Source organism: Pyxidicoccus sp. M6 (genome assembly GCF_055568925.1).
Map to the genome: position 1 here is coordinate 12372500 of NZ_CM145714.1, position 24461 is coordinate 12396960.

The window sequence follows — 24461 nt, forward strand, 5'->3', positions numbered from 1 at the left end:
GGGCACCGGAGGACAGCGTCCCCGGAATGGAGGTACCATTCCCCGTCGTCTACCTCTCGGCCCGGTTGGGGTGGGAACATGCGCCGTGAGCACGCCCAGCACTCCATCCTCGTGGTGGAGGATGATCAGGACATCCGCGAAGCGGTCGCCGAGCTGCTGGAATTGGAGGGCTATGCCGTCTCCAGCGCCAGCAATGGCCAGGAGGGGCTCAACGTGCTCGCCACCCTGCGCCAGCCGTGCCTCGTCCTGCTCGATTTGATGATGCCGGTGCTCACGGGCTACGAGTTCCTGGAGCGCCTGCGAATCACCGGCACGCAGTCCCTGGTGCCGGTGCTCATCATGACCGCGAGTCACATCAACGAGCTGCCCAACGGAGCCGCGGGACTGCTGCGCAAGCCCGTGGAGATGGCCCACCTGCTCCAGGCGGTGGCGCGCTTCTGCCAGCACGGCTGAGTCCGGCCCCGGTACCCGGTGGCGGCGGCCGGCGAGGACCGGAATGAACGTTCCTTCCGCCGCACCGGCCGCCGGGCGAGGACCGGAATGAACGTTCCTTCCAGCGCCGCCCCGCCAGAAAGGCGGGCCCTGCCTCGGGCGGACCTCTCCGGAACGGTGGGTCCGTCAGGTCCCGGGCCTGCCTGAACGGGCAGGTTCCAGGCTCCATCCACCCGGCCGCCCGGGCCACGTTTGCCGCCGCCGCACCGTCCGTGCGAGGAAGAGCGCCATGTCCTTCCTGCATCAGGCACTGGTGTTCCTCGGGGCGGCGGTGGTGGCGGTGCCTCTGTTCAAGCGGCTCGGGCTGGGGTCGGTGCTGGGTTACCTCACGGCGGGCGCGGTCATCGGTCCATGGGGCGCGAAGCTCGTCACCGACGTGGAGAACATCCTCCACGTGTCCGAGCTGGGCGTGGTGCTCCTGCTGTTCGTCATCGGCCTGGAGCTGCGGCCCACGCGCCTGTGGGAACTGCGCCGCTCGGTGTTCGGCATGGGCGGCGCGCAGGTGCTCCTCACCGGCGCGCTGCTGGCCGGCATCGGCATGGCGCTGGGCATGGTTCCGGGCGCGGCCATCATCGCCGGCTTCGGCCTGTCGCTGTCCTCCACCGCCTTCGCGCTCCAGCTCCTCGCCGAGCGCAACCAACTCACCACCGGCTACGGGCGGCTCGCCTTCGGCATCCTCCTCTTCCAGGACCTGGCGGTGATTCCGCTCCTCGCGCTGCTGCCGATGCTGGGAACGAGCCCCACCGCGTCCACCGAGCCGGGCTGGCTCACCGGCCTGAAGGTCGTCGGTGTGCTCGTGGTCGTGGTGTTCGCGGGGCGCTACCTGATGCGCCCGGTGTTTCGCGCGGTGGCGTCGTTCCACAGCCAGGAGCTCTTCACCGCCACCGCGCTGCTCGTCGTGGTGGGCACCGCGGCGCTCGTGAGCGCGGTGGGCCTGTCCATGGCCCTGGGCGCGTTCCTCGCCGGCGTGCTCCTGGCCGAGTCCGAGTACCGCCACGAATTGGAAGCGGACATCGAGCCCTTCAAGGGCCTGCTGCTTGGCCTGTTCTTCATCGCGGTGGGCATGTCGGTGAGCCTGGGGCTCATCGTGGAAAAGCCGCTGCTGGTGGGCGGGCTGGTGCTGGCATTGGTGGTGGTGAAGGGCGCGGTGCTGTACGGGCTGGGCCGCTTCAGCCTGAAGCAGGACGAGCCCGCGCTGAGCCTGGGCGTCGTGATTTCACAGGGTGGCGAGTTCGCCTTCGTCCTCTTCGCGATGGCCGTCTCCTTCCGGGTCATGGACCGCGCGCTGGCGGACCTGCTCGTGGTGGTGGTGGGCCTGTCGATGGCGACGACACCGCTGCTGTACGCCGCGCACGAGCGGTGGGTGCGGCCGCTCTTCCAGAAGAAGGCGGAGGCGCGCGAGTTCGACGTGGCGCCCGAGGAGGACAACCCGGTCATCATCGCCGGCTTCGGCCGCGTGGGTCAGGTGGTGGGCCGCATCCTGCGCCTCAAGCGCATCGGCTTCACGGCGATTGACGCGAGCCCCGAGCACATCGACTTCATGAAGCGCTTCGGGAGCAAGGTCTTCTACGGCGACGCGTCGCGGTTGGACCTGCTGCGGGCCGCGCGCGCGGACAAGGCGAAGGTGTTCGTGGTCGCCATCGATGACGTCGAGGCGTCGCTGCGCACGGCGCAGGCGGTGAAGGAGCACTTCCCGCACCTGACCATCTTCGCCCGCGCGCGCAACCGCGTGCATGCGTACCGGCTGCTGGACCTGGGCGTCCGCCACGTGATGCGAGAGACGTTCGCCGGGAGCCTGGAGATGGGCCAGGACGTGCTCATGAGCATGGGGCTCACGTTCTCGGAGAGCCACCGCGCGCTGGAGCGCCTGAGAGACCACGACGAGGAGCTCGTGCGCGAGGCGGCGAAGTTCTACAAGGACGAGGCGAAGCTCGTGGAGCTGGCCACTCGGGGACGCAAGGAATTGGAGAGCCTCTTCGAGCAGGACGACGCAGACCGTTCGAAGTCCGCGTGAGCGTCCCCACGCATGAGCGCGCACGTCCCGAGAGTCCGCCTCCACGCATCCGAAGCCGACGGCTCGGTGCTGCTGGCTCGGGAGGTCATCCGGCTCGTGTTCTACCTGCCGCGTCCGGAGCCTGCTGCGCCCCTTCGAGGGTTACCGCTTCGTGGACGAGCTCGCGAGCGAGGACGCTACCCCCTTTCTGCCGACCCAACTCAAGACGCAAAGCGAGACGGCGGTCCTCCTCACCGGGCTCGAACCCCAGCCCAACGGATTCTCGTTCAGCTACCGGGCCCGCCTACCGTGGCGCACGTCGCCCGCGGGAAGCGTGAGCCTGCTGAGCGCCACGCTTCCCTCTGAGTACCTGGAGGAACACGGCCCCGGCAGGGTGCGGAACCTGGCGATGGAACTGGCCTCACTGCTGCCCTTCTCCACGGGGCATGCCGGCCTCTCCTTCGAGCTGTTTGGGAGGAGGAGCCGTGCCCTGTCGCTGATGCGCGAGGCGCTATTCCGTCATCCGGGAATCGACCTTTCGCGGGTCGGCGTGGAGTCGACCCTGGGCACTCAGGTCGATGGCGTGCACTGGCTGGACTTCCTGGGCCCACCCGTGCTGGACGCGCTGGGCGGAGTGGACGGACTGCGGAAGCGGTTGAGCACGCCCCAGACACACGTCGAGGAGATGAGCAGTGGTCGCGCCCTGGTGTCGCTGGGGACGTGGCCCGAAACGGGAGACCTGGCTCGCGGCGAAGACCTTCCCGCATACCGCGAGCTGGCTCGGGTACTGGAACCACGACTGCACGTATTCGAGCCGCGCTTCGCCCGCTCATGGACGGGGTTCACAGAAGAAGACGTCAGGCGCTGGTGGCGCCGCTTCCTCGATTGAGCCGTTCCGGTACGTGCCCACCCAGCAGTGGCGGGACTCCCTCAAGCCAGACATCGTCCTCCACGCCGCTCGCGACCCGGCCCGCGTGCAATGTGTCCATGACTTCAAGTTCCCCTGCTCCACCGCGAACAAGAGCGACCCGCTCGGCAGCGCGGGAGTGAGCGCGCAGTTGACGAGGTATGAGGAACTCGGTGGCAACTGCCCGCCGGCCATCGTCACCCCGCAGCTCGGCATCAACCGGGAGTGAGCGGTTCTACCGGCTTAACGCCATTCCAAGATATTCCCTGTTTCACCGAACCCCGCATTCAACATGGCCGCATTCCTACGTCTCGGGTGGACCCCGTGACGCAGGGGGGCTGCTCCTCGCGTTTCCGCCTGTGACACGCAGTGCACAGGAGCCCGGCTGCCCTCGCGCGGGACGAGGAGCGGGGTATGGTTCACGCCTGGATGTGCTTCTCGCTCCCCGCACTCCTCGCCGTCACCCTCACCAGCGCGCCCGGCACAGCGCGCGAGATGGCCACGGCTCCGTCCGCGGTGGAGCCTCTCCGCGCACTCGACTCTGAACTGGGCACCGCCGTCGGCCTCTTCACCGGCGGCTACGGCTTCGAGGGCGGACGCTGGGAAGACGCCTACCTCGCCAACACCACCTCCGCCCGCTTCCTCCTCGGCGGCTTCACCCTCGACGGCGGTCTCCTCTCGCTGCTGCCGCTGGAGCGCGGCGGCCCCGGTGCCAGCACCACCGTCTCCGCGCGCCTCGGCTACACCGCTGAGCGCTGGAGCGTCGTCGGCGGCGCCGTCGTCGGCCTCGGCTACACGTCCCAGCCGTTCCTCCAGGTCCTCCCCTCCGTGAAGGGCATGTACCGCGTGGGCCCCGTGGACGTGGAGGCCGGCATCTTCGATGCGAATGGCCAGGTGCCCGCGCACCTCGGCGCCTCCTACGGGCCCGTGGGCCTTGCGTACGTCTTCCCCCTCGGAGGCCGCGCTCGCGTGGACATTCCGCTCGCCGCCCGCGCCGGCGTGCGCCTGGAGGGCTTCGTCTTCCAGTACGGCGACGTGCGCACGTCGCTCGTCACCGTGGGCGTCGTCGGCCGCCCCTCCGCCTCCGCGCGCGCTGGAGGCGCTTCTGCCGGAGGCGCCTCATGAGCCGCCGCGCGTTCCTCGCCCTGCCGCTCGCGCTCGCAGCGTGCAGCGACAGGCCCGCCTTCGACGCGGAGGACATCCGCCGCGCCACGCTCGGCACCGGGCTGCCCTCGGGCTTCCTCCTCGGCACCGCCACCGCCAGCCACCAGATTGAGGGCGGCACCGTCAACGACTGGAGCGCGTGGGAGCAGGGCTCCTTCCCGGACGGCCGGCCACACATCAAGGACGGCAGCGTGTCCGGCGACGCGGCCCAGTCCTGGCAGCGCTTCGACACCGACGTCGCGCTGATGAAGACGCTGGGTGCCAATGCCTACCGCTTCAGCCTGGAGTGGAGCCGCCTCCAGCCCGCGCGCGGCGAATGGGACGAGGCCGCCCTCACCCGCTACCGCGAGCAGGCCCACGCCCTCCGCGAGCAGGGAATCACCCCGCTGGTGACGCTGTACCACTTCACGCTGCCGCAATGGGTCGCCGACGCGGGAGGCTGGGAGAACCCCGCCACGCTCGACGACTTCGAGGCCTATGCCGCCCACGTCGCCGAAGCCCTGGGCGCAGACGTGGACTGGTGGTGCACCGTCAACGAGCCCAACGTGCTCGCGGTGTTCGGCTATCTCGACGGCGTGTGGCCTCCGGGGAAGAAGGACACCCAGGCCATGGCCACCGCGCTGTCGCACCTCATCGAGGCCCACGCGCGCGCCGCCCGGCAGCTCCGCGCCCGCGACACCGTGGACGCCGACGGCGACGGACATGCCACCCGCGTGGGGCTCGCCCACCACGTGCGCATCTTCCAGCCCGCCACCGGCTCCACCGCGGACGTCACCGCGGCCGGGCTCACCGACTCCTTCTTCAACGAGAGCGTCCCGCTGGCGCTGCGCACCGGCCGCATCCGCCTGTCCGTGCCCGGCAGCGTGAGCATCGACCGCGAAGTCACTGACTTGAAGGGCTCCAGCGACTGGCTCGGCCTCAACTACTACTCGCGTGACTACGTGCGGCAGGACTTCCGCGAAGCGTCACTTTCCAATCAGTACGTCCCCTCGGGCCGCCCGGTGAATGACCTCGGCTGGGACATCTACCCCGAGGGACTCTACTTGTTCCTCCTCCGCTTCCGGGACCTGGGCATCCCCCTGTTCGTCACGGAGAATGGAATGGCGGACGCGGAAGGAAACCGGCGACCGGATTACTTCCGTAGCCATGTGTACGCAGTGGAGCAGGCAGTGAAAGAGGGGGCAGATGTGCGCGGCTACTTCCACTGGAGTCTCATTGACAACTTCGAGTGGGCCGAGGGCTACACGCCCCGCTTCGGCCTCTTCCATGTGGACTTCGGCGGCCCCGACAAGCCGCGCACTCCCACGCCCGCCGTGGAGAGCTTCCAGGACGTCGCCCGCAACCTCGGCCTCATGCCCGTACCTTGAGGGCGCGCCTCCACCCCGTGTTCACCCCTTGATGGCCTCTGGGCCCACCCCACCCCGACGACGCATGGCTTCCACCCCCGCCAAGAAGCGCCAGCGCCCCCCGGCGGCCGCGCCCCCCTCCGAGGCGCCCGCCGTGCCGCTCCACGCGCTCCTGGAGGGCCTGCCGGACGCCTTCTTCCTCCTCACCGCGGAGTGGCGCTTCCAATACATCAGCCCCCGCATGGCGGAGCTGCTGGAGGGCCGCGGCACCACCGGCGATGACCTGCGCCGCGTGTGTCCCTCGCTGCTGGAGCTGCGCCGCCACGTGCGCTTCGAGGAGTCCGCCACCGAGCAGGCCGCCGTGCGCTTCGAGCACGGCTGGCCGGACCGCGACTTGTGCTTCGACGTCCGCGTGCGCCCGGTGGAGAGCGGCCTGCTGGTGCACTGCCGCGACATCACCGGCGAGCGCCGCGCGCGCGAGGAGCTGCGGCGCACCAGTGAGACGTTCCGCTCCATCCTCGAGGGGACGACGGACGCCGTCTATACCAAGGACCTCCAGGGCCGGTACCAGCTCATCAACTCCGCGGGCGCGAAGGCGGTGGGCTACGCGGTGGAGGCCATGATTGGGAAGACCGACCAGGAGCTCTTCCCGCCGGAGGTCGCCAGGGCCAACGCCGCCAACGACAGGGAGGTGTATGCCTTCGGCCGCACCGTCACCTACGAGGACGCGCAGCCGGGCGCCGAGGGCCCGCGCGTGTGGCTGTCCACCAAGGGCGTGCTGCGGGACTCGGAGGGCAAGGTGTCCGGCCTCTTCGGAATCAGCCGCGACATCACCCAGCGCAAGTGGGCCGAAGAAGAAGCGCGCCGGCACGCGGAGTTCCAGGAGCAGCTCATGGGCATCGTCAGCCATGACATCCGCAGCCCGCTCGGCGCCATCATGAACTGGTCCCGCGTGCTCGCGGAGAGCGGCACCGCGGAGGAGGCGAAGCACACCAGCAAGCGCATCGCCACCGCGGCGGTGCGAATCGAGCGGCTCACCCGCCTGCTGCTGGACTTCACCCGCACGCGGCTGGTGGGCGGCGTGGCGATTGAGCCGCGCACCATGGACCTGAAGGACCTCGCGGCGAAGGTGGCGCACGAGTTCCGCGTGGCCTTCCCGCAGCGCCTGGTGGAGGTGGAGCACAAGGGCAACACGCAGGGCACGTGGGACCCGGACCGGCTGGGACAGGTGGCGTCCAACCTGGTGGAGAACGCGCTGAAGTACAGCCCGTCGGAGACGCCGGTGCGCCTGGCCGTGCGCGGCGTGCGCAACAAGGTGGTGCTGGAGGTGCGCAACGCCGGCCGCCCCATTCCGGACAACCTGCTGCCCCACCTCTTCGAGCCCTTCCGCCGGGGGCCGCAGACGGCCCGCACGCTGAAGATGAGCTACGGGCTGGGGCTCTACATCGTCCGGGAAATCGTCCAGGCCCACGGCGGCACGATTGAAGTCAGCTCCAGCGAGGACGAGGGCACCACCTTCACCGTGACGCTGCCGCGCCGCTCGCAGCCGACGCGGCCCAATGGCTCGCCGTCCGGGCCGCCGCCGTACGGCACGCCCCGGTAGCCGCCTCGGGTCAGCCCAGGTAGCGGTGCAGGAGGGCCTTCAGCGCCTCGCCGTCGAAGGGCTTGGGGAGGAACTCCGTGCAGCCGCTGTCGTAGCCGGCCTGCACGCTGCGCGGCTCGGCGCGGGTGCTGCAGAGGATGATGGGCGTGTGGCGCGTGAGCTCGCGCGTGCGCAGCGCCCGGCACGTCTCCAGGCCGTCCAGGTGCGGCATGACGACGTCCAGGAACACGAGGTCGGGCCGCTCCGTCTCCGCCCGCGCCAGGGCCTCCAGCCCGTCGCGCGCGGTGACGGCCTCGTAGCCCAGCTCCACCAACATGCCGTGGTGCAACAGCAACACCGTGGCCGAGTCATCCACCAGCAGGACTTTCTTGCGTCGCATGGCGCCCCCCCGGGCAAGAAACACGCGCGACTAGAGTGAGGCTACCGGCTGGCAGAGCTGACGCAGGTGCATGAGGCGCGACGGGCCCATGCCGAGGAAGCGCATGCCCATGCCGTACGGGAAGGACAGGCCGTGCCGTGGCGCGAAGGGATTGGACCAGGCCACCACGCCGGACGTCTCCAGCCGCTCGCGCGTGGTGGGCAGGTGGATGCGCAGCCGCACCGCCGTCCCCGGCCGCAGCGGCACCAGCGTGCGGATGATGAGGCCGCCGGGGCTCAGCGCGCTGGAGAAGCCGGACGTCCACTCCGAGTCGCGCGAGCCGCCCTCGCCGAACTCCACCGGGCAGCAGAAGGGCACCCGCTCCTCCACGTGCAGCGAGCCCGAGTCGCGGCCCAGCAGCGCGTCGATGCGGGGCAGCAGCGCCGCCAGCCCCGGCGCCCGCGTCCCCGGCCCCACCGCCACGGTGAGCGCCGGCACCCCCTCCAGCACCGCCCGCGAGCGCAGCGTGGACAGCAGCCGCAGCGCCGCCAGCGGCCCCTCGCCGGAGACGAGCACCAGGTGCGGCACCACGACGCCGTCCGCCAGCCGCACCGCCGCGCCCTCCACGCTGGCGCTGTAGACGAGGTGATGGCCGCACGCCTCCAGCAGCGCGCCCAGCCCGCCCCATGCACGCGGGCCGCTGGCGCCCGCCATCAGCACCACGCGGGGGCTGTAGCGCTCCACCGGGCGCACCGGAGCCGCCGCCGGCTGTTCTCCGGTGAGGACCGCCAGCCGGGCGCGCAACTCGGAAGGGCGCAGGGGCAGGAGGAGGCAGTCCTCCACGCCCTCGGACTCGCCCGCCTCCAGCACCTCGGCCGGGGTGTCCGCCTCCGCCACCATGACCACCGGCGCGGCACCGGAGCGCGTGCGCAGCGCGCTCAACGCCGGACCGCGCGCGTCCGCCACCTGCCGCCAGTGCACCAGCACCAGCGCGGGCTTGAGGCGCTGCGATTCCAGGCTCGCGGCGTCCAGCGAGGAGACCAGATGGGGCTCACCGCCCAGCACGTGCAGGGCCCGCGTCACCGCCAGCCACGGCTCCCCCGAGGGGCCCACCCACAGCACGCGCGGCGCAGCAGTCACCTGGGCGGGCGGCGGACGGATGCGTCCTGAAGCCGTCATCATGCGGTGCCTCCGTGTCGTTACCCCCCCCGGCACGCCCGTCTCGTCTGGAGTCCACGAGATATGACTAACGGACACACGACGAATACTCCCCCGAGGCTGATTCCTGGGAGAGATGGGGAATACACGACACAGAAGCGGACACCGAGACGAGGCGGAGGTCGGGAGGAGAACCCTCCCGGCGCCCCCGGGGCCGAATCCTCGGCCTTCCAACGAACGTCAGGACGGCGCGCGCGTGTCGCACGCCGGAACGACGTCGCGCGTCAGACGCGGGCGGCGTTGATGCCCGAGTCGACGGCCTGCAGCTCGTCGCCGAAGGCCACGTTGACCGTCTCACCCGTGGGCGGCTCGTAGGGCGCGCGGCCCACCTGCTTCGTGCCGAAGCGGGGGAAGAGGGGCGCCAGCACGTACACGCGGAAGCACCAGCCGAAGAAGCTGACGGGCTTCAGGTCCGGGTGGACGGAGGCCTCAATCTTCGCGTGCGCCTCGGGCAGCAGGCTCCAGTGGAGGCCCGGCGTCTCGTGGTGCACGGCGTGGAGGCCGTTGTTGAAGAGGAAGAAGTTGATGGCCTTGCCGGTGAAGCTGCGGCTGTGGTCGTGCTCGCTCCAGGGGTCCGCGTGGACGTGCTGGATGTAGTTGAAGAACATGATGGTCCACAGCGAGAACATCGCCGGGATGAAGAAGGCGAAGACCCAGATGCGGGCGCCGGCGCTGATGCCGTGCAGCACCATGGCCAGCGCGAGCAGCGCCGCGTGCGTGCCGCCCCAGATGACGTACTGAAGGACAATCTGGCGGAACAGCGGCCGGTTGCGCTCGCGGGCCTTGTCGATGAAGGCCTTGGTGGGCTCCTGCTGCCAGTACGAGGAGACGAAGGGGTAGACGAAGGCCACCAGGAAGTTGTGCTTCTTGGAGTAGCGCCACGTAATCGTCGCGTCGCCCGCCTTGTTCACGAACTTGTGGTGGTTGAGGTTGTGCGTCGGAATCCACACGAAGGTGGGGTAGCCGTAGAAGAGCGACAGCCACATGCCCATGGCCTCGTTCATCTTCCGGTTGCGGAAGGTGGGGCTGTGGTTGTGGTTGTGCGCGATGACGCCCGCCGACAATGCCAGGTAGCAAGCCAAGGGGCAGAGATAGGGAATCAGCGAGGGGGCCGCGTACATCGACAGGGCCACCACGGGCATCGCCAGACACCACAGCATCGTCCGGCGGTCAGCGGAGTATCGAAGCATGGCCGGGATACTGCCCCACCTCGTGTTCATTACCCAAACTTCCACACAACTTCAGGGAGGGGTCGCCTGGACTCTTGGCATGTAGGACCGCAGGCGCCGCGTGCCCACCCGGCGCGGAGTGTTTCCGCGTGTTTCAGCGGACGTAGCGACTGAGCAACGGCACCAGGCCGTCCAGGTGCGCGGTGGCGGAGGCGAGCCCGGCCTCCACCACGGCGCGAGGCATGCCGTACACGACGCAGGAGTCCTCGGCCTCGGTGAGGACGGTGCCGCCCGCGGCGCGGATGGCGCGCGCGCCCTCGCGTCCGTCCTCGCCCATGCCGGTGAGCACCACGCCCACCGCGTCCGCGCCCCACGCCTTCGCGGCGCTGTCGAAGAGGACGTCCACGGAGGGGTGGTGCGGCATGCGCAGGGGGTGCCTGTCCAACCGCGCCACGCCCACCGCGCCGTGCCGCTCCACCTTGAGGTGGTGCCCGGCGCGCGCCAGCACCACGCGCCCGGGGCGCAACTCCACGCCATCCTCCGCCTCCAGCACCTCCAGCGGGCACTGCGCGTCCAGCCGCTTCGCCACCGCCTGCGTGTAGCCCGCGGGGATGTGCAGCGCGAGCGCCAGCGGCGCGGGGAAGTCCGCGGGCAGCGCCGACAAGAGTCTCGTGAGGGCCTGCGGGCCTCCGGTGGAGGTGCCCACCACCACCAGCTTCCGGGCCGGCGCGGGCCTTCCCGCCGGAGCCCCACCTGGAACCGTGGCCGCGGCCTCGTCCACCTCCGGCGCCGGGTGCGGCACCGCGCGGGCCGCCGTGCGCACCGCCTCCACCAGCTCCGCGCCCAGCTCGTAGAGCCGGTCCGTGGCGAGCGCGGTGGGCTTGTTCACCAACTCCACCGCGCCGGACTGGAGCGCGGACACGGCCAGCTCGCTCTCCTCGCCCGCGCTGCTCACCACCACCACGCGCGGCGCGGAGGGCATGGAGGCGAAGGCGCGCAGCACGCCCAGCCCGTCCAGCCCGGGCATCACCAAATCCAGGGTGAGGACGTCGGGAGCCAGCTCGGCCACCTTCTCCAGCGCGTCCAGGCCGTCGCGCGCGGTGCCCACCACCTCCAACCCTTCCGCGCTGGAGAGCACCTGCCTGAGCACCTTGCGCGCGAAGGCGGAGTCATCCACCACCAGCACGCGGATGCGAGCGGGGGCCGTCATGCACCCTCCCGGGTGTAGAAGAAGGCGCCGCGCCGCTCCTCGCAGGAGAGCGCGGTGCCGAAGCGCATCAGCGACTCGGAGGTGCCCACCAGCAGGTGGCCGCCGGGCCGCAGCGCGCGGGTGAGGGACTCCACCACGCGAAGGGCCGTCTCGTCCTGGAAGTAGATGAGCACGTTGCGGCAGAGGATGGCATCGAACGTCCCGAGCGTCGCCACCGCCGCCGCGTCCACCAGGTTGACGCGGCGCCAGTCCACCGCGGCCGCCAGCTCCGGCTTCACGTGCGGGCGCCCGTCGCGCACCTCCAGCCAGCGTCCCTCCACCCCAGGCGGCAGCGCGCGCATGGAGCGCAGGTTGTGCTCACCGGCGCGCGCCCGCTCCAGCGCGCGGGGGCTCAAGTCACTGGCCACCAGGTCCACGCCAGAGAGGACGCCGCGGTCCGCCAACATCATCGCCAGCGTGAGGGGCTCCTCGCCGGTGGAGCACGCGGCGCACCACACGCGCGGGCGCCTGCCGGCGTGCACCGCGGGGGCGAGCACGTCCTGCGCCAGCACCTCCAGCGGCAGCGCCTCGCGGAAGAAGTACGTCTCGTGGACGAGCAGCGAGTCCACCAGCGTGTCCAGCGCCTCGGAGCCCGCCGGGTCGTAGCGGAGGTAGTAGTAGTAGTCGAGCAGCGAGTCGAAGCCCGCCTCCTCCGCGCGCATGGACACCTTGTCCTGCAACAGCTCGCGGTCCTCCGGGGCGTAGTGCAGGCCGGCGCGCTGCTCAATCAGCGCCGACAGGATGGCGAACACCTGCGGCGACATGGAAAGCGAGGGCATGGCGTCACATCACCGGCCCAGCGCCAGCAGGCAGGCTCGCCGCACCTCGGCGTCCTCGTCGTGCGTGGAGGCATGCTCCAGCGCCTCGCGCGCCTCCACGGTGCCCAGCGCCGCCACGGCCGGAGCCGAGGCGCGCCGGCCCGCGGGGCTCGCGGACACCAGCGACTGCAGCAGCGCGGCGCGCGAGTCCGCCCGGCGCATGCGGGCCAGCGCCGCCACCAGCAGCGGCGCCGTCACCTCGTCCGCCGCCTCCAGCGCGGCGAGCAGCCCCGGCAGCCGGCCGTCGATGGGCAGCGCCAGCGCGCTCACCACGCGCTCGCGCAGCGTCACGTCCCCCAGCAGCGTCACCAGGGCCTGCGTGGCCGGCACCCCGGCGCGCGTGGCGAGGAAGCCCACCGCCGCGCTGCGCACGCTGTCGTCCCTGTCGCTGGCGGCGCGCAGCAGCGCGGGCAGCGTCTCGTGCGCGTCGTACTCGGCCACCGCGGAGAGGGCGACGAGCCGCGTGGCCGCATCCTCGGAGGCCACCGCCTCCAGCAGCACCGGCAGCGCGTCCGGACGGCGGGCCACGCCCAGGCCCAGCAGCGCCGCGCGGCGCACGTCCGCGTCCGCGCTGGAGGCCGCGCGCCGCAGCGCGGACATGGCCCCTTCCGTGTGCATGTGCGCCAGCGCGTCCACCACCGCCACGCGCACCTGGCCCGCGTCGTCGTCCGCCAGCGCGACAATCGCGTCCGCGGCGGCCTCCTCGTTCAGCTTCCCCAGGGACTGGCACGCGTAGTAGCGCACCCACGGGTCCCTGTCGTTGAGGCCGCCCAGCAGCGTGGAGGTGATTCGCGCCTCCTTCTCCGTCTGGCCCAGTGCGCGCATGGCCGCCGCGCGCGTGCGCTCGGACTCGTGCGCCGCGGCGAGGAGGAGCGCGTCCACCGCGCGCGGGTCCTCGATGAAGGGCAGGCCGTAGATGGCCGCGTCGCGCAGCCGCTCGTCCGGGTCTCGCATCGCCTGGAGCAGCACGTCCAGCCCGCGCGGGTAGCCGAAGTAGGCGATGATGCGCAGCGCCGCGCGGCGCAGGCGCGCGTCCGGCGAGCGCGCCGCCTCCAGCGCCATCCGCTCCGTCTCCTCGCTGCCCAGCGACTGGATGGCCCCCACGGTGGCCTGCACCACGCGCGGGTCGTCGTCCACCAGCCGCGCGAAGAGGGCCGGCACCGCGGCCGGGTCACCGATGCGCGACAGCGTGTCCGCCGCCAGCGCGCGCACCGCCGCGTCCCGGTCATCGAGGCACGCCAGCACGTCCGGCACCGACGCCGCCCGGCGCCCCACCAGCGGCAGCAGCACGCGGCGGCGGGCGCTGTCACCATCGCGAAGGGCGCGCAGGAGCTGGGCGTCCGCGTCCGCGCCCAATTCCGCCAGGGCGCTGGCCGCCGCGCGCGCCACCGCCGGGTCCGGCCCGTCCAGCAGCTTCAGGAGCCCCGCCGCGGCGTCCGGCCCGCCCACCCAGCCGAGCAGCCGCGCGAGGGCGGCCTTCTCCGCCGAGTCCGCGCCGTTGAGGGCCTGCGACAGCCGCCGGCCCAGCATCGCCACGTCCGCGTCCCCGCGCAGCGCCGCCTGCACCGCGCGCGCGCCGCCGAAGCGCTGCACCTGCGACTCGTGGATGTCCACCAGCGCCACCGCCGCCCCGCGCACCAGCGCGTCGTTGCCCCGGCGCAACAGGCCCACCAGCGCGGGCACCGCCGCCTCCTGGCCGGTGCGCCCCAGCGCGCGCGTCGCCTCCAGCGCGTAGAAGGGGTCCGACAACAGACCCAGCAGCGCGGGCACGACGATGGGGTCCCCGCAGCGGCCCAGCACGTCGATGGCGGGGAAGATGCGGAAGAAGTTGCCGCTGCCCAGCGCCGCCAGCAGCGTGTCCACCGCCGCTCCACCGCCGATGCGGCCCAGCGCTTCAATGGACGCCACGGCCACGTTGTCGTCCGGGTGGACGGTGAGCCGGGCCAGCAGCGGCACGGAGCGCCGGCTGCGGCGGCGGCCGAGCACCTGGGCCACGTCGCAGACGATGGCCGGGTTGGAGTCCTCCGCGAGCGGCTCCAGCGCCACCTCCACGTCGCCCGAGGACGCCACCAGCGCCTCCACCGCGGCGGCCAGGCGCGCCTCGTTGTCGCGGCGGTGGCGGAGCACGTCACGCAGCGGCGTCACGGCCGGGCTGCCCAGCCGCGCGAGGGCGCCCACCACGGCGCGGCGCACCGCCCAGCTCGGGGCGTCCAGGCCGGACACCAGTGTCTCCAGGCTGCCGGAGCCGCGCCGGGCGAGCTGCTCCACCGCCTCCACCTGCGCGCGGTCATCCGCGGACAGGGAGAGGGGGTGGCCCTGGGCCGAAGAGGTCGCCGTCACGCCTGCTGCTCCCGGGGCCGCGTGGCCCCCGACTCGGTGTTGCGCGCGCCGCCGAGCAGGCCGTTCAGCCGCGCGAGGCTCTCCGCCTGCTCTCCCTGGAGCCGCGTGAGCTGCGCCAGCCGCCCGGCCACCTCGCGCACCTCGGTGGCGGTAGCCGTGGCGGTGCGCGTCTGCTGCGCGGTGGTGGTGACGATGTCGCGGGCCCGCAGGCGCATCTCCTCCACCCCCTTGGCCAGCCCCTCCGTCACCGAGGTGGCCTCCGTGCTGGCGCGCGCCACGGCGGCCACGCTGGTGGCCTGGCGGGTAGCGGACACGGCGAGGGAGCCCAGCGCCTCCGTCTGCTCATCCAGCGCGCGCGCCGTGGACTTCGCCACGCGCCGCACCTCGTCCGCGCCCTTCACCAGCGAGGTGAGCGCCTGCGCCTGCTCCTCGGTGGCGCGCGTCATCTGCGCCGCCAGCTTCGCCACCTGGCGGCTGGCCACCTCGCCCTGCTTGAGGGCGCGGGCCTGCTCGGACATGCCGCGCGCGGACTGGGCCACCTGCTTGCGCGTCTCCTCCATGGCCCGCGTCACCTCGGAGGCGGCCTTGGCCTGCTCGGCCAGCCCCAGCAGCGTGCGCTGGGTGGCGGTGGCCACCTCCTGGGACAGGGTGCCCACGGCGGCCACCTCCTTGCTCTGCGCCGCCACCGCCCCGCTCACCGTCTGCACCAACTGCCGCATCTGCACGGAGGCCTTGGCCAGCTCTCCGGCGCCCACGGCCTGCTCCTGCACCGCGCGCGACACCTTCAGCGCCACCTCCGCCAACTGGCCGTTGGAGCGCACCGCGTCCCGCAGCGCGCGTGCCTGGTCCGCCGTGGCCTGCGTCGTCTGGCGGGCCATGCGCCGCATCTCCGTGCCGCCCTGGGCCAGCGACTGCGCCGCCTGGGCCTGCTCCGCCGACGAGGTGCTGATGACGCGCCCCTGCTCGCTCACCCGCGCCGTGGCCTGGGCGAGGGACTGCACCGCCTGCACCTGCTCGGAGGACGCGCGCGACACCTCGCGCACGTTCTGCCCCAGGTCCTCCACGCCCTTGAGGATGGTGGACAGCGCCCGCTCCGCGTCGCCCACCAGGGACGCGCCCTCGTCCGCCGCGCGCACGCCCTCCACCGTGGCGCTGGCCGCCTCGCGCGCCGTCGTCTGGAGGCCCCGGACGATTTTGGCCACGTCCGCGCTGGCCGCCGCCGCCCGGTCCGCCAGCGCGCGAATCTCCTCCGCCACCACCGCGAAGCCACGGCCGTGCTCTCCCGCGCGCGCCGCCTCGATGCTGGCATTGAGGGACAAGAGATTGGTGCGGTCCGCGATGAGGTTGATGGTCTGGACGATGTCGCCAATCTCCTCCGCGCGCTTGCCCATCTCCTTCATGACGCCGGAGGACTCGACGATGGACTGGCGGATGCGGCCGAAGCCGGCGATGGAGCGCGCCACGGTGGCGCCGCCCTCGCGCGCGGTGGTGCCCACGCGCTCGGCGGTGGCGCGGGCCTCCTCCGTCATCTGCGCCACCCGGCGCGTGGACGTCTCCAACTGCGTGGACGCGGTGGCGCTGCCGGCCGCCAGGGTGTTGATGCTCTCCGCCGCCTTCGCCACCTGCTGCGCGGAGCGGGCGAGCTGCTCAATCGTGGCCGCGTTGGCGTCCACCACGGCGGCGTTCTTCTCCGCGGTGGCGGCCACCTCCTCCACGCTCGCGGCCACCTCCTCCACGGTGGACGCGGTGGAGGCGGCGTGCGTCTCCATCACCCGCGCATGCTCGGCCACGCCGCGCACGCTGCGCGCCAACTCCTCCGTGGTGCTGGCCGTCTCCTCCACGCCGGACGCCATGCTGGTGGCGTCGCGGGCCACCTCGCCCAGCACCTTGCCGATGCCCACCACGGCGTTGGACACCGACGCCACGCGCTCGCCCACTCCCTGCGAGTCCGCGGCCAGGCGGGCGATGCCCTTGGCCATCTCCTCGGCGGTGGCGGCGACTTCTTCCGTCGCGGCGGCGCTGGACTGGTTGCGCGCGACGAGGTCCGCCACGGTGGCGTTCATCTCCGTCATCGACGCCAGCAACTCCTCGCTGGAGGCGGCCAACTCCTCCGCGTTGGCGCTCACGCCCTTCACCGAGCGCGACGCCTGCTCCAGCGTGGCGGCGGTGGCGTCGGCCGAGGTGGCCAGGTGCGCGGCGTCCTTGCGCACGCCGGCCACGGAGGCATTCACCTCCTGCAGCGCGCCCGCGTTGCCCTCGGCCTCCTGCTGCAGGCCGCGCGCGGAGTCGCTCACCGTGCGCTGGGAGCGCACCAGCTCGTGCACCGACAGGCCCGTCTCCTCCACGTGGGCGGCGACGGACTCAATCGCGGCGCGCACCTGCTCGGAGGCGGCGGCGTTCTCGTTGCCGCTCGCCGCCAGCCGCGTCGCCAGGGCCTCCACCGCCTGCACCATCACGGCGCTCTCGTGCACGCTGCGCGCGGTGCTCTCGGCCAGGGTGCGCGCGTCGTCCAGCGCAAGGGCTCCGTTACCGTTGTCCGTCGCCATCCGGCGTCTCCTCCCCGATGACCCGGGGGAAATCAATGAGCATCACCAGCCGGGGCCCCACCTGGGCCACGGCCTTCACGAACCCGCGCGCTCCCTCCATGACCAGCGGAGGGGGCGGCTTCACCTGCGCCGGGTCCAGCTTCAGCACCTCGCGGGCGCTGTCCACGAGCAGCCCCACCGTGCGCTGCCCGAGCTGGCCCACCACCACGCGCGAGTCCAGCGAGCGCTGCACGGGCGGCAACCCGAAGCGCACCCGCGCGTCCACCACGGGGATGACGCGGCCGCGCACCTGCACCAGCCCGGCCACGTGGGACGGAGCGCCCGGCACCGGCGTGGCGCCGGTGTAGCTCTCCATCTGCAGCACGTCCGCCGCGGGCAGTGCGTACTCGGCCCCGTCCACCTTGAACACCACGTGCAGCACGCTCATGTCGCGCGCTCCCTTCCCGGCACGGGCTCCCGCCGACGAGCGTTGCTCCCCCTGGCCGCGCCCAGTGCCGCCAAATCGAGAACCAGCGTGGGCTGTCCGTCACCCAGGTCCGTCGCGCCAGCCACGCCGGGCACCCGCACCAGCGGGTCCTCCAGCGTGCGCAGCACGATTTCCTGCTGGCCGAGCAGCCGGTCCACCGCGAAGGCCACCGGCTCACCGCGCTGGCGCACGATGAGCGCCTTCGTCCCCGCGCCCTCGCGCCTGTCCGCCCCCTCTCGCCCGAGCAGCCGCTCCAGCGACATCACCGGCACCGCGCTGCCCCGCCGCTCCACCAGCACCACGCCGCTGGCGCCCGCGGGCCGCACCAGCTTCGCCGGGTCCACGTCGATGAGCTCCTCCACCGAGCCCACCGCCACCGCGTAGCGCATGCCCGCGCACTCGAAGACGAGCGCGTCCAGCAGCGTAATCGTCAGCGGCACGCGCAGCCGGAACGTCGTGCCGGCGCCGGGCCGCGTCTCCAGCCGCAGCTCGCCGCCGAGCTGGTCCACGGCGATGCGGCGGACGATGTCCATGCCCATGCCACGTCCGCTGGTCGCGGTGGCGGCGTCGCGCGTGGAGAAGCCGGGGCGGCAGAGCAGCTCCAGGAGCGCGTCCGACGTCGTGGGAACGGGCACACCCGCGCGCGCGGCCACCGCCCGCGCGTCCACGCCGCGTCCGTCGTCGATGACGCACAGCTCGAGCAGCCCGCTGGCGCCACCCTGGGTGATGAGGCGCACCACGCCCTCCTCGGGCTTGCCGGCCGCGTGGCGCTCCTCGGGTGTCTCCAGCGCATGGTCCACCGCGTTGCGCACCAGGTGCACCAACGCGGGCAGCAGCCGGTCCGCCACGGCCTTGTCCAGCTCCGCGTCGCCCACCTCCAGCTCCAGCCGCACCCGCTTGCCCGTGCTGCGGCGCAGGCCGCGCACCAGCAGGGGCAGCCGCTCCAGCACGTCCGCCACCTTCACCATCCGCAGGCGGATGATGGCCGCGCGCATGTCGCGCAACTGGCGCCCGTTCTCCTGGAGGATGGCGGTGAGCTCGCGCGTGGGCGCGCCCGCGGCCGTCAGCGCCGCCACCGCGCGGGTGAGCCGCGAGCGATTGACGACGAGCGCCGCCAGCCGCTCCATCGCCTCGTCCAGCCGGGACACCTCCACCCGCAGGCTGCCCCCGCCCCGGCGCTGCTCCTCGGGCTCGTCCTCCACCCGCGACGCCACCGCCTCCAGCTCGGGCTCGGACGGCGCTTCGGCTGGAGCCGGCGCGACGGGCGCGGTGGCCAGCGAGCGCACCGAGGCGGGCGGGCCTCCCGCGGCCTCCAGCAGCGTGTCGTCCTGTGCGTCGGTGAGCAGGAGCAGCGCGAAGGTCAGCGAGCCACCGCCCGCGGCGGGCCCGGAGAGCGGCAGCACCTTCACCGTCTCGGCCAGCTTCGCCATGCGCTCGCGCACGCTGTTGATGGTGATGCCGTTGGCGGCGCGCTCGGCGCCCGGCACGAAGTCCAGCCGCACCGCGCGTTTCCCCGAAGCGGCCCCGGCGGTGAGCTGCTCCCGCTCCGCCGCGGACAGGCGGGAGGCGAGCGTCGCGTCCAAGTCCAGCGTGACGGGCGCGCTCTTCGCGGGGCCGGTGCCGAGCGCCGCCGCCTCCAGCGCCTCCAGCCGCTCCAGGAGCCCCGCGGGCACGGGAGAGGCCTGCTTCCCGGCGGCGAGCTGCCGCACGCGCCCCTCGATTTCACGCAGCCCCTCCATGAGGGGCTCCACGCTGGCCTCGGGCAGCCGGCCTCCGGCGCGGTCCGCGTGGCGCAGCGATGTCTCCATCCAGTGGGCGATGGAGACGATGGGCTCCACGTCCACCATGGCGGACAGGCCCTTGATGGTGTGCAGCGCGCGGAAGAGCTCGCGGACGGCGCGCGGGTGGGCGAGCCCCCGCCGCACGCTGGCCTCCACGGCGAGCAGGTGCCGGTGGGCCGCGCCGAGCAATTCCTCCGCCTCCGCCAGGTAGGCCGGAAGGAAGTCCGCGAGGTCCACCGAGCCGGTCACCCGCGCGTCTCCTCCAGCAGGGCTCGCGCCTCGCCGAGGATGGCGTCCGGGGTGAAGGGCTTCGTCATGAAGCGGTTGGCGCCCACCGCCAGCGCCCGGGCGCGCGACGCCTCGTCCCCACGCGTGGTGACGATGATGATGGGCAGGTTCCGGAGCCTGTCCTGCCCCCGGACGAACTCGACCACCTCGATGCCGCCGATGTCCGGCATGTTCAGGTCGAGGACGAGCAAGTCATACGGCTGGAGCGACAGGCGCTCGATGGCCTCCAGCCCACTGGAAGCGTGGGTGAAGGTGAGGCCTGGATAGGGGCGCAGGCACGCGACGACCATGTCGCGCATCACCTTGCTGTCATCAACGACGAGCACCTCTGGCATGGCTTCCCCTGGCAACGAGTGCCGACCCTAGAGCGATTCCGTGAAGATGAAAGAGAAGGCCGTACATATGGCCTTCGCAGCGCCCAGTGGCCGACAATCGTACGCAGGGACAGCAGCGCACCCGGACGGAAAGTGCCTGGAGGGCCGCTCCTGAGGTGCAATCCGGTGTCACGTGGCGGACCGCCCGCGAGCCGCACTCCGGTGCCGTGTAACGGGACGCCCGCGAGTTGCCATCCGGAGTCAGGCGGCAGGCTGCCCGCGAGTTGCCATCCGGCCGCGTGAGCGAGCGGGCCGCCTGCCCGGTGGGGAGGCGGGCCCTGGCACGGGGAGCCATTCCACGTGCCGCCCGCCCGCGCCTCGCCTTGCGACGTCTCCGCGCTGCTTTACGGTCCATTCAGGGCGAGGTGGCGCCAGGGTGACGCCACCCACCTCTCAACCGAAGTCAGAGGAGGGATTCGAAATGGCCGACATCACCCGTCGCGAAGGCAGCATTCCCCGCCGCGAGCGGGACCCGTTCTCCCAGATGCAGGAATTGATGGGCTGGGACCCGTTCGAGGCGATGACCCAATTGCTGGGCGGCGGTCGCGGCGCCGTCCCCACGTTCGTACCCGCCTTCGAGGTGAAGGAGACGAAGGACGCGTTCATCTTCAAGGCGGACCTGCCCGGCGTGCAGGAGAATGACCTGGAGATTTCGCTGACCGGCGACCGCCTGGTCGTCAGCGGCAAGCGCGAGTCCGAGAAGCGCGAGGAGAACGAGCGCTACTTCGCCTACGAGCGCAGCTTCGGCTCGTTCAGCCGCGCCTTCACCCTGCCGGAGGGCGTGGACTCGGAGCACATCGCCGCGGACCTGAAGGACGGCGTGCTGAACCTCACGTTGCCCAAGAAGCCCGAGGTGCAGCCCAAGCGCATCAAGGTGGGCGGGGGCAACGCCGGCGGCGAGAAGCCGAAGGCGTAATCACGCGGTAGCGGTTCCGGGATGCGCGGGGCCCCAGTCGCCCTGAGGCATCCCGGTAACCGGGTTGCACCTGATTCCCGAGAGGAAAAATCACGGCCGGAGTGCGCCGTCAGCTTGCCTGCCCCTCACCCGGGCGGTAAGAGGCGGACCGCTGTCTGATTCTGCAAATCAATCTCATCTCCTCCCGGGAGTCCCCACATGAAGTGCTTCCGCCCCGTCCCGGCGCTGCTCGCGCTGTGGCTTCTTGCTGCCTGCGGTTCGGACGTCGCGTCCGTGCAAGGCGTGCCCGCGCCGCCGGCCATCCAGGTGCTGACTCCGGAAACAGGCGCGTCGTTCGACGAGCCCACGGTGCGGCTGTCCGGCACGGTGGGAGCGGCCGGTGGCCTGGCGTCGCTGACGGCACGGGTGAATGGCGGTGACGCGCAGGCGGTCACCGTGACGGAGACGCAGCCACGCCACTACGTCTTCACGGTGGAACTCGTCCTGCCCGAGGGCGAGAGCGAGGTGCGGCTGGAGGCGGAGGACGCGGTGGGCGGGCACCACGCGCGGACGCTGCGCCTGCGCCACACGCCGGACCGCACAGCGCCACAGGTGCAGGTGCTGTCGCCGGTGGCAGGACAGGCGCTCGGCGTGCGCCGGGTGTCCGTGGACGCGCGCGTGACGGATGACCGGGGCGTGGTGTCCATCGCCTACGTGCTCAACGGCGGCGAGGAGCAGGAGCTGCAATCGAAGCCGGGCGACGCCGGCGCGCTGTCCTTCGCACTGACGCCCCAACCGGGAGCGAACCAACTGGTCCTCCGTGCGAGGGACGCGCGCGGCAACGTGGGCGAGAGCGCCGTGGCCTTCCACTTCGGAGGGCTGGCCACCGCGGGCGGGCTGCACAGCGGCCTGCTGCGCGACGGGCGCGTCCACGCATGGGGCCGCAACAACCGTGGGCAGCTCGGCCTGGGCGCGGCGGTGACGGCGGACCAGAAGCAGCCGCAGCTCGTGCCCGGACTCGAGGGCGTGGCCTCCATCGCCTTCAACCAGAACTTCTCGGTGGCGCTCCGCTCGGACGGGACGGTGTGGACGTGGGGGGAGAACGCGGACGGACAGCTCGGGCTGGGCACGCCTCCGGAGCCGGGGCAGCCGCACACTCCGGACGTCACCCTGCGCCGCGAGCCCACGCGCGTGCCGGGACTGGAGGGCGCGGTGGCGGTGGCGCTCGGGTATCGGCACGCGCTGGTGCTGATGGCGGACGGCTCGGTGCGCGCGTTCGGCAACAACGCCGACGGGCAGCTCGGTGACGGCACCCGCGAGTCGCGGGACTACCCGGTGCAGGTGCAGGGGCTGGCGGACGTGGTGAAGGTGGTGGGTGGCTCGCAGCACTCGGCGGCGCTGAAGGGTGACGGCACGGTCTGGGTCTGGGGCCGCAACAGCTACGGCAACCTGGGGACGGGGAGCGCGGACTCGGAGGGGCACCCTGCTCCGGTGCAGGTGCCGGGACTGGAGCACGTGGTGGACCTCGCGAATGGGAGGGACCACCTGCTCGCGCTGCACGCGGATGGCACGGTGTCCGCGTGGGGCCTGGATGCCAGCGGCCAGCTCGGCACGGGAGCCGTCAGTGCCGGGAAGCAGAGCGCGACGCCGGTGCAGGTGAAGGGGCTCACGGACGCGCGCGCCGTCTTCGCCAACGGCAACTTCAGCTTCGCGCGGCGGGCGGATGGCTCGCTGGTGTCGTGGGGGCAGAACGGCAACGGACAGCTCTGCGTCGGAGACGATAAAGACCGCCTCGAGCCCACCCCCGTCGCCACCGAGGTGAGCCCCGTCGCGACGATGGGCATGGGCGCGACGCACGTGCTCGCGCTGCGCCAGGATGGCTCGCTGTACGGGTGGGGATGGAATCTCAACGGCTCGCTGGGGCCGGATGCCGTCATCGACCGGTGGTCCTATACGAATCCCATCGCGGTGCCGGTGCCGTGAGGTTGCGCATCACCCTGCTCCTGGGCGCCCTCGGCCTCGTCGCGTGCAGCGACGAGGAAGGAACGAGCACACCGCCTCCCATCGAGGAACCAACGCCCGACGCCGGCTCCGAGGAGCCGCCACCTCCTCCACCGCGCCACGACGTGGTGGAGGCGGGCGAGGAGCGCCCCGGTGGAGACACCAGCATCACGCCTCCAACCGCGGCCACCGCCTTCAAGCGCCCGGCCGCGAACCTCACGCTGGAGCGGCGCGCGGAGTTCTTCACCGGCGAGGCCGTCTTCGAAGCGGACTGGCTGCCCGCGCCCAACACGACAGCGGACCGGGACGGGCTGGGCCCGCTGTTCCACTCCGTCTCCTGTCTCGCCTGCCACGTGCGCAACGGGCGGGGCCGACCTCCCGAAGAGGGCGAAATCGCCAACACGCTGCTGGTGCGCCTGTCGGTCCCCGGCACGGATGCCCATGGAGGGCCGCTGCCGGAGCCCAACTATGGAGACCAGCTCCAGCCCCGAGCAACCTCGGGCGTCCCCGCCGAAGGACAGGCGCGCATGCACTGGACGGAAGTCCCCGGCACCTTCGCGGATGGAACGCCCTACTCGCTCGCCGCGCCGGAGCTCCAACTCACCGACCTCGCGCACGGCCCGCTGGCTCCGGACACGCGCACGTCGGCGCGCGTGGCACAGCCCCTCATCGGACTCGGCCTGCTCGCGGCGGTGCCCGAGGCGACGTGGCTGGAGTGGGCGGACCCGGACGACACCAACGGAGACGGCATCTCCGGACGGCCGAACCGCGTCTGGAGCCGGCGCGAAGGCCGCGCGGTACTGGGGCGCTTCGGGTGGAAGGCGAATCAGCCGGACCTCGAGCATCAGAACGCGGCTGCACTGCTGGGGGACATGGGCCTCACCTCTCCGCTGTTCCCCGATGAAACATGTACTGAAACACAGACGGCCTGCCGCGCGGCGCCCAGAGGAGGCACGCCGGAGGTCAGCGAGTGGCAGGCCCGAGCGCTCGACTTCTACACGCACCTGCTCGCGGTACCGGTGCGCGAGCGCGTGGACGCATCAGAGGTCCTCGCGGGCAAGGCCCTCTTCCACCGCGTGGGCTGCGCGCGCTGCCATCGCCCGTCACTCACCACCGGCACGCTGGAGGGCTACCCGGAGCTCTCCGGCCAGCGCATCTGGCCATATACGGACGGGCTGCTGCACGACATGGGCGACGCATTGGCGGACGGCCGTGAGGACTTCCTCGCCACGGGCCGGGAGTGGCGCACGCCGCCGCTCTGGGGTCTGGGCCTCATGAGCACGGTGAGCGGACACACCCGCCTGCTGCACGACGGCCGGGCACGCTCACCGATGGAGGCCATCATGTGGCACGGCGGAGAGGCCGAAGCCGCGCGCGAGGCCGTGCGTCGTCTCACGCAAACAGAGCGCGACGCCCTGCTCGCCTTCCTGGACTCGCTCTGAAGCGAAGGGCA

At 72.2% G+C, this 24461-nt stretch carries 20 protein-coding genes; 10 read left to right on the forward strand and 10 right to left on the reverse strand.

Annotated features, from left to right (window positions below):
• Positions 1–78: 78 nt before the first annotated feature.
• The 7 genes from ACVTJA_RS48900 to ACVTJA_RS48930 all read left to right on the forward strand — a co-directional run bounded on the left by ACVTJA_RS48900 (position 79) and on the right by ACVTJA_RS48930 (position 7505).
• The gene (locus ACVTJA_RS48900; protein ID WP_465831331.1) at positions 79–453 is read left to right on the forward strand and encodes a response regulator; all 375 of its coding nucleotides are present in this window, start codon (positions 79–81) and stop codon (positions 451–453) included.
• A gap of 268 nt (positions 454–721) precedes the next feature.
• Positions 722–2506: a monovalent cation:proton antiporter-2 (CPA2) family protein gene (locus tag ACVTJA_RS48905; protein ID WP_465831332.1), complete on the forward strand. Its 1785-nt coding sequence runs from the start codon at positions 722–724 to the stop codon at positions 2504–2506.
• Between the two features lie 151 nt (positions 2507–2657).
• A complete protein-coding gene (locus tag ACVTJA_RS48910) occupies positions 2658–3374 on the forward strand; it encodes a type VI immunity family protein (RefSeq protein WP_465831333.1) in 717 nt (238 codons plus the stop codon).
• Positions 3375–3387: 13 nt separating this feature from the next.
• A complete protein-coding gene (locus ACVTJA_RS48915; protein WP_465831335.1) occupies positions 3388–3621 on the forward strand; it encodes a hypothetical protein in 234 nt (77 codons plus the stop codon).
• A gap of 185 nt (positions 3622–3806) precedes the next feature.
• Complete coding sequence (locus ACVTJA_RS48920; RefSeq protein ID WP_465831337.1) at positions 3807–4517, forward strand: hypothetical protein; 711 nt, start codon at positions 3807–3809, stop codon at positions 4515–4517.
• Positions 4514–5923, forward strand: coding sequence for a glycoside hydrolase family 1 protein (locus tag ACVTJA_RS48925; RefSeq protein ID WP_465831339.1), 1410 nt, complete (start codon positions 4514–4516; stop codon positions 5921–5923). The genes ACVTJA_RS48920 and ACVTJA_RS48925 overlap by 4 nt, the downstream gene beginning before the upstream one ends.
• 64 nt (positions 5924–5987) lie before the next feature.
• Complete coding sequence (locus ACVTJA_RS48930; protein WP_465831341.1) at positions 5988–7505, forward strand: sensor histidine kinase; 1518 nt, start codon at positions 5988–5990, stop codon at positions 7503–7505.
• Between the two features lie 10 nt (positions 7506–7515).
• On the opposite strand, the gene ACVTJA_RS48935 is transcribed toward ACVTJA_RS48930, so the two are convergent.
• The 10 genes from ACVTJA_RS48935 to ACVTJA_RS48980 all read right to left on the reverse strand — a co-directional run bounded on the left by ACVTJA_RS48935 (position 7516) and on the right by ACVTJA_RS48980 (position 20073).
• A complete protein-coding gene (locus ACVTJA_RS48935; protein ID WP_465831342.1) occupies positions 7516–7884 on the reverse strand; it encodes a response regulator in 369 nt (122 codons plus the stop codon).
• A 30-nt stretch (positions 7885–7914) separates the two neighbouring features.
• On the reverse strand, positions 7915–9045 hold the full coding sequence (locus ACVTJA_RS48940) for a PilZ domain-containing protein (protein ID WP_465831343.1): 1131 nt from the start codon (positions 9043–9045) through the stop codon (positions 7915–7917).
• Positions 9046–9305: 260 nt separating this feature from the next.
• Positions 9306–10271 carry a fatty acid desaturase family protein gene (locus ACVTJA_RS48945; protein WP_465831345.1) on the reverse strand — a complete coding sequence of 322 codons (966 nt, stop codon included), beginning with the start codon at positions 10269–10271 and terminating at the stop codon, positions 9306–9308.
• Between the two features lie 133 nt (positions 10272–10404).
• Entirely contained in the window at positions 10405–11460 is a 1056-nt protein-coding gene (cheB, locus tag ACVTJA_RS48950; RefSeq protein WP_465831347.1) for a chemotaxis-specific protein-glutamate methyltransferase CheB, read from the reverse strand.
• The gene (locus tag ACVTJA_RS48955) at positions 11457–12278 is read right to left on the reverse strand and encodes a CheR family methyltransferase (protein WP_465831349.1); all 822 of its coding nucleotides are present in this window, start codon (positions 12276–12278) and stop codon (positions 11457–11459) included. The genes cheB and ACVTJA_RS48955 overlap by 4 nt, the downstream gene beginning before the upstream one ends.
• A 9-nt stretch (positions 12279–12287) precedes the next feature.
• Positions 12288–14657 carry a HEAT repeat domain-containing protein gene (locus ACVTJA_RS48960; RefSeq protein ID WP_465831350.1) on the reverse strand — a complete coding sequence of 790 codons (2370 nt, stop codon included), beginning with the start codon at positions 14655–14657 and terminating at the stop codon, positions 12288–12290.
• Positions 14654–17203 carry a methyl-accepting chemotaxis protein gene (locus ACVTJA_RS48965; RefSeq protein WP_465831352.1) on the reverse strand — a complete coding sequence of 850 codons (2550 nt, stop codon included), beginning with the start codon at positions 17201–17203 and terminating at the stop codon, positions 14654–14656. Before ACVTJA_RS48965 ends, ACVTJA_RS48960 begins: the two co-directional genes overlap by 4 nt.
• A complete protein-coding gene (locus ACVTJA_RS48970) occupies positions 17184–17630 on the reverse strand; it encodes a chemotaxis protein CheW (RefSeq protein WP_465831353.1) in 447 nt (148 codons plus the stop codon). The genes ACVTJA_RS48965 and ACVTJA_RS48970 overlap by 20 nt, the downstream gene beginning before the upstream one ends.
• Positions 17627–19699: a chemotaxis protein CheA gene (locus ACVTJA_RS48975; RefSeq protein ID WP_465831355.1), complete on the reverse strand. Its 2073-nt coding sequence runs from the start codon at positions 19697–19699 to the stop codon at positions 17627–17629. The genes ACVTJA_RS48970 and ACVTJA_RS48975 overlap by 4 nt, the downstream gene beginning before the upstream one ends.
• Positions 19696–20073 carry a response regulator gene (locus tag ACVTJA_RS48980; RefSeq protein WP_465831357.1) on the reverse strand — a complete coding sequence of 126 codons (378 nt, stop codon included), beginning with the start codon at positions 20071–20073 and terminating at the stop codon, positions 19696–19698. Before ACVTJA_RS48980 ends, ACVTJA_RS48975 begins: the two co-directional genes overlap by 4 nt.
• Before the next feature lie 460 nt (positions 20074–20533).
• Between ACVTJA_RS48980 and ACVTJA_RS48985 the strand changes: the two genes are divergently transcribed.
• The 3 genes from ACVTJA_RS48985 (at position 20534) to ACVTJA_RS48995 (ending at position 24450) form a co-directional block, all read left to right on the forward strand.
• Complete coding sequence (locus tag ACVTJA_RS48985) at positions 20534–21028, forward strand: Hsp20/alpha crystallin family protein (RefSeq protein WP_465831359.1); 495 nt, start codon at positions 20534–20536, stop codon at positions 21026–21028.
• 198 nt (positions 21029–21226) lie between these two features.
• Positions 21227–22990, forward strand: coding sequence for an RCC1 domain-containing protein (locus ACVTJA_RS48990; protein ID WP_465831360.1), 1764 nt, complete (start codon positions 21227–21229; stop codon positions 22988–22990).
• Complete coding sequence (locus ACVTJA_RS48995) at positions 22987–24450, forward strand: di-heme oxidoreductase family protein (protein WP_465831362.1); 1464 nt, start codon at positions 22987–22989, stop codon at positions 24448–24450. The genes ACVTJA_RS48990 and ACVTJA_RS48995 overlap by 4 nt, the downstream gene beginning before the upstream one ends.
• Positions 24451–24461 lie beyond the last annotated feature (11 nt).

Coding starts and splice junctions, on each gene's coding strand:
- ACVTJA_RS48920 (WP_465831337.1), top strand. CDS start 3,807: ATGGTTCACGCCTGGATGTGCTTCTCGCTCCCCGCACTCCTCGCCGTC.
- ACVTJA_RS48905 (WP_465831332.1), top strand. CDS start 722: ATGTCCTTCCTGCATCAGGCACTGGTGTTCCTCGGGGCGGCGGTGGTG.
- ACVTJA_RS48900 (WP_465831331.1), top strand. CDS start 79: ATGCGCCGTGAGCACGCCCAGCACTCCATCCTCGTGGTGGAGGATGAT.
- ACVTJA_RS48970 (WP_465831353.1), bottom strand. CDS start 17,630: ATGAGCGTGCTGCACGTGGTGTTCAAGGTGGACGGGGCCGAGTACGCA.
- ACVTJA_RS48935 (WP_465831342.1), bottom strand. CDS start 7,884: ATGCGACGCAAGAAAGTCCTGCTGGTGGATGACTCGGCCACGGTGTTG.
- ACVTJA_RS48930 (WP_465831341.1), top strand. CDS start 5,988: ATGGCTTCCACCCCCGCCAAGAAGCGCCAGCGCCCCCCGGCGGCCGCG.
- ACVTJA_RS48940 (WP_465831343.1), bottom strand. CDS start 9,045: ATGATGACGGCTTCAGGACGCATCCGTCCGCCGCCCGCCCAGGTGACT.
- ACVTJA_RS48945 (WP_465831345.1), bottom strand. CDS start 10,271: ATGCTTCGATACTCCGCTGACCGCCGGACGATGCTGTGGTGTCTGGCG.
- ACVTJA_RS48980 (WP_465831357.1), bottom strand. CDS start 20,073: ATGCCAGAGGTGCTCGTCGTTGATGACAGCAAGGTGATGCGCGACATG.
- ACVTJA_RS48925 (WP_465831339.1), top strand. CDS start 4,514: ATGAGCCGCCGCGCGTTCCTCGCCCTGCCGCTCGCGCTCGCAGCGTGC.
- ACVTJA_RS48990 (WP_465831360.1), top strand. CDS start 21,227: ATGAAGTGCTTCCGCCCCGTCCCGGCGCTGCTCGCGCTGTGGCTTCTT.
- ACVTJA_RS48955 (WP_465831349.1), bottom strand. CDS start 12,278: ATGCCCTCGCTTTCCATGTCGCCGCAGGTGTTCGCCATCCTGTCGGCG.
- ACVTJA_RS48965 (WP_465831352.1), bottom strand. CDS start 17,203: ATGGCGACGGACAACGGTAACGGAGCCCTTGCGCTGGACGACGCGCGC.
- ACVTJA_RS48985 (WP_465831359.1), top strand. CDS start 20,534: ATGGCCGACATCACCCGTCGCGAAGGCAGCATTCCCCGCCGCGAGCGG.
- cheB (WP_465831347.1), bottom strand. CDS start 11,460: ATGACGGCCCCCGCTCGCATCCGCGTGCTGGTGGTGGATGACTCCGCC.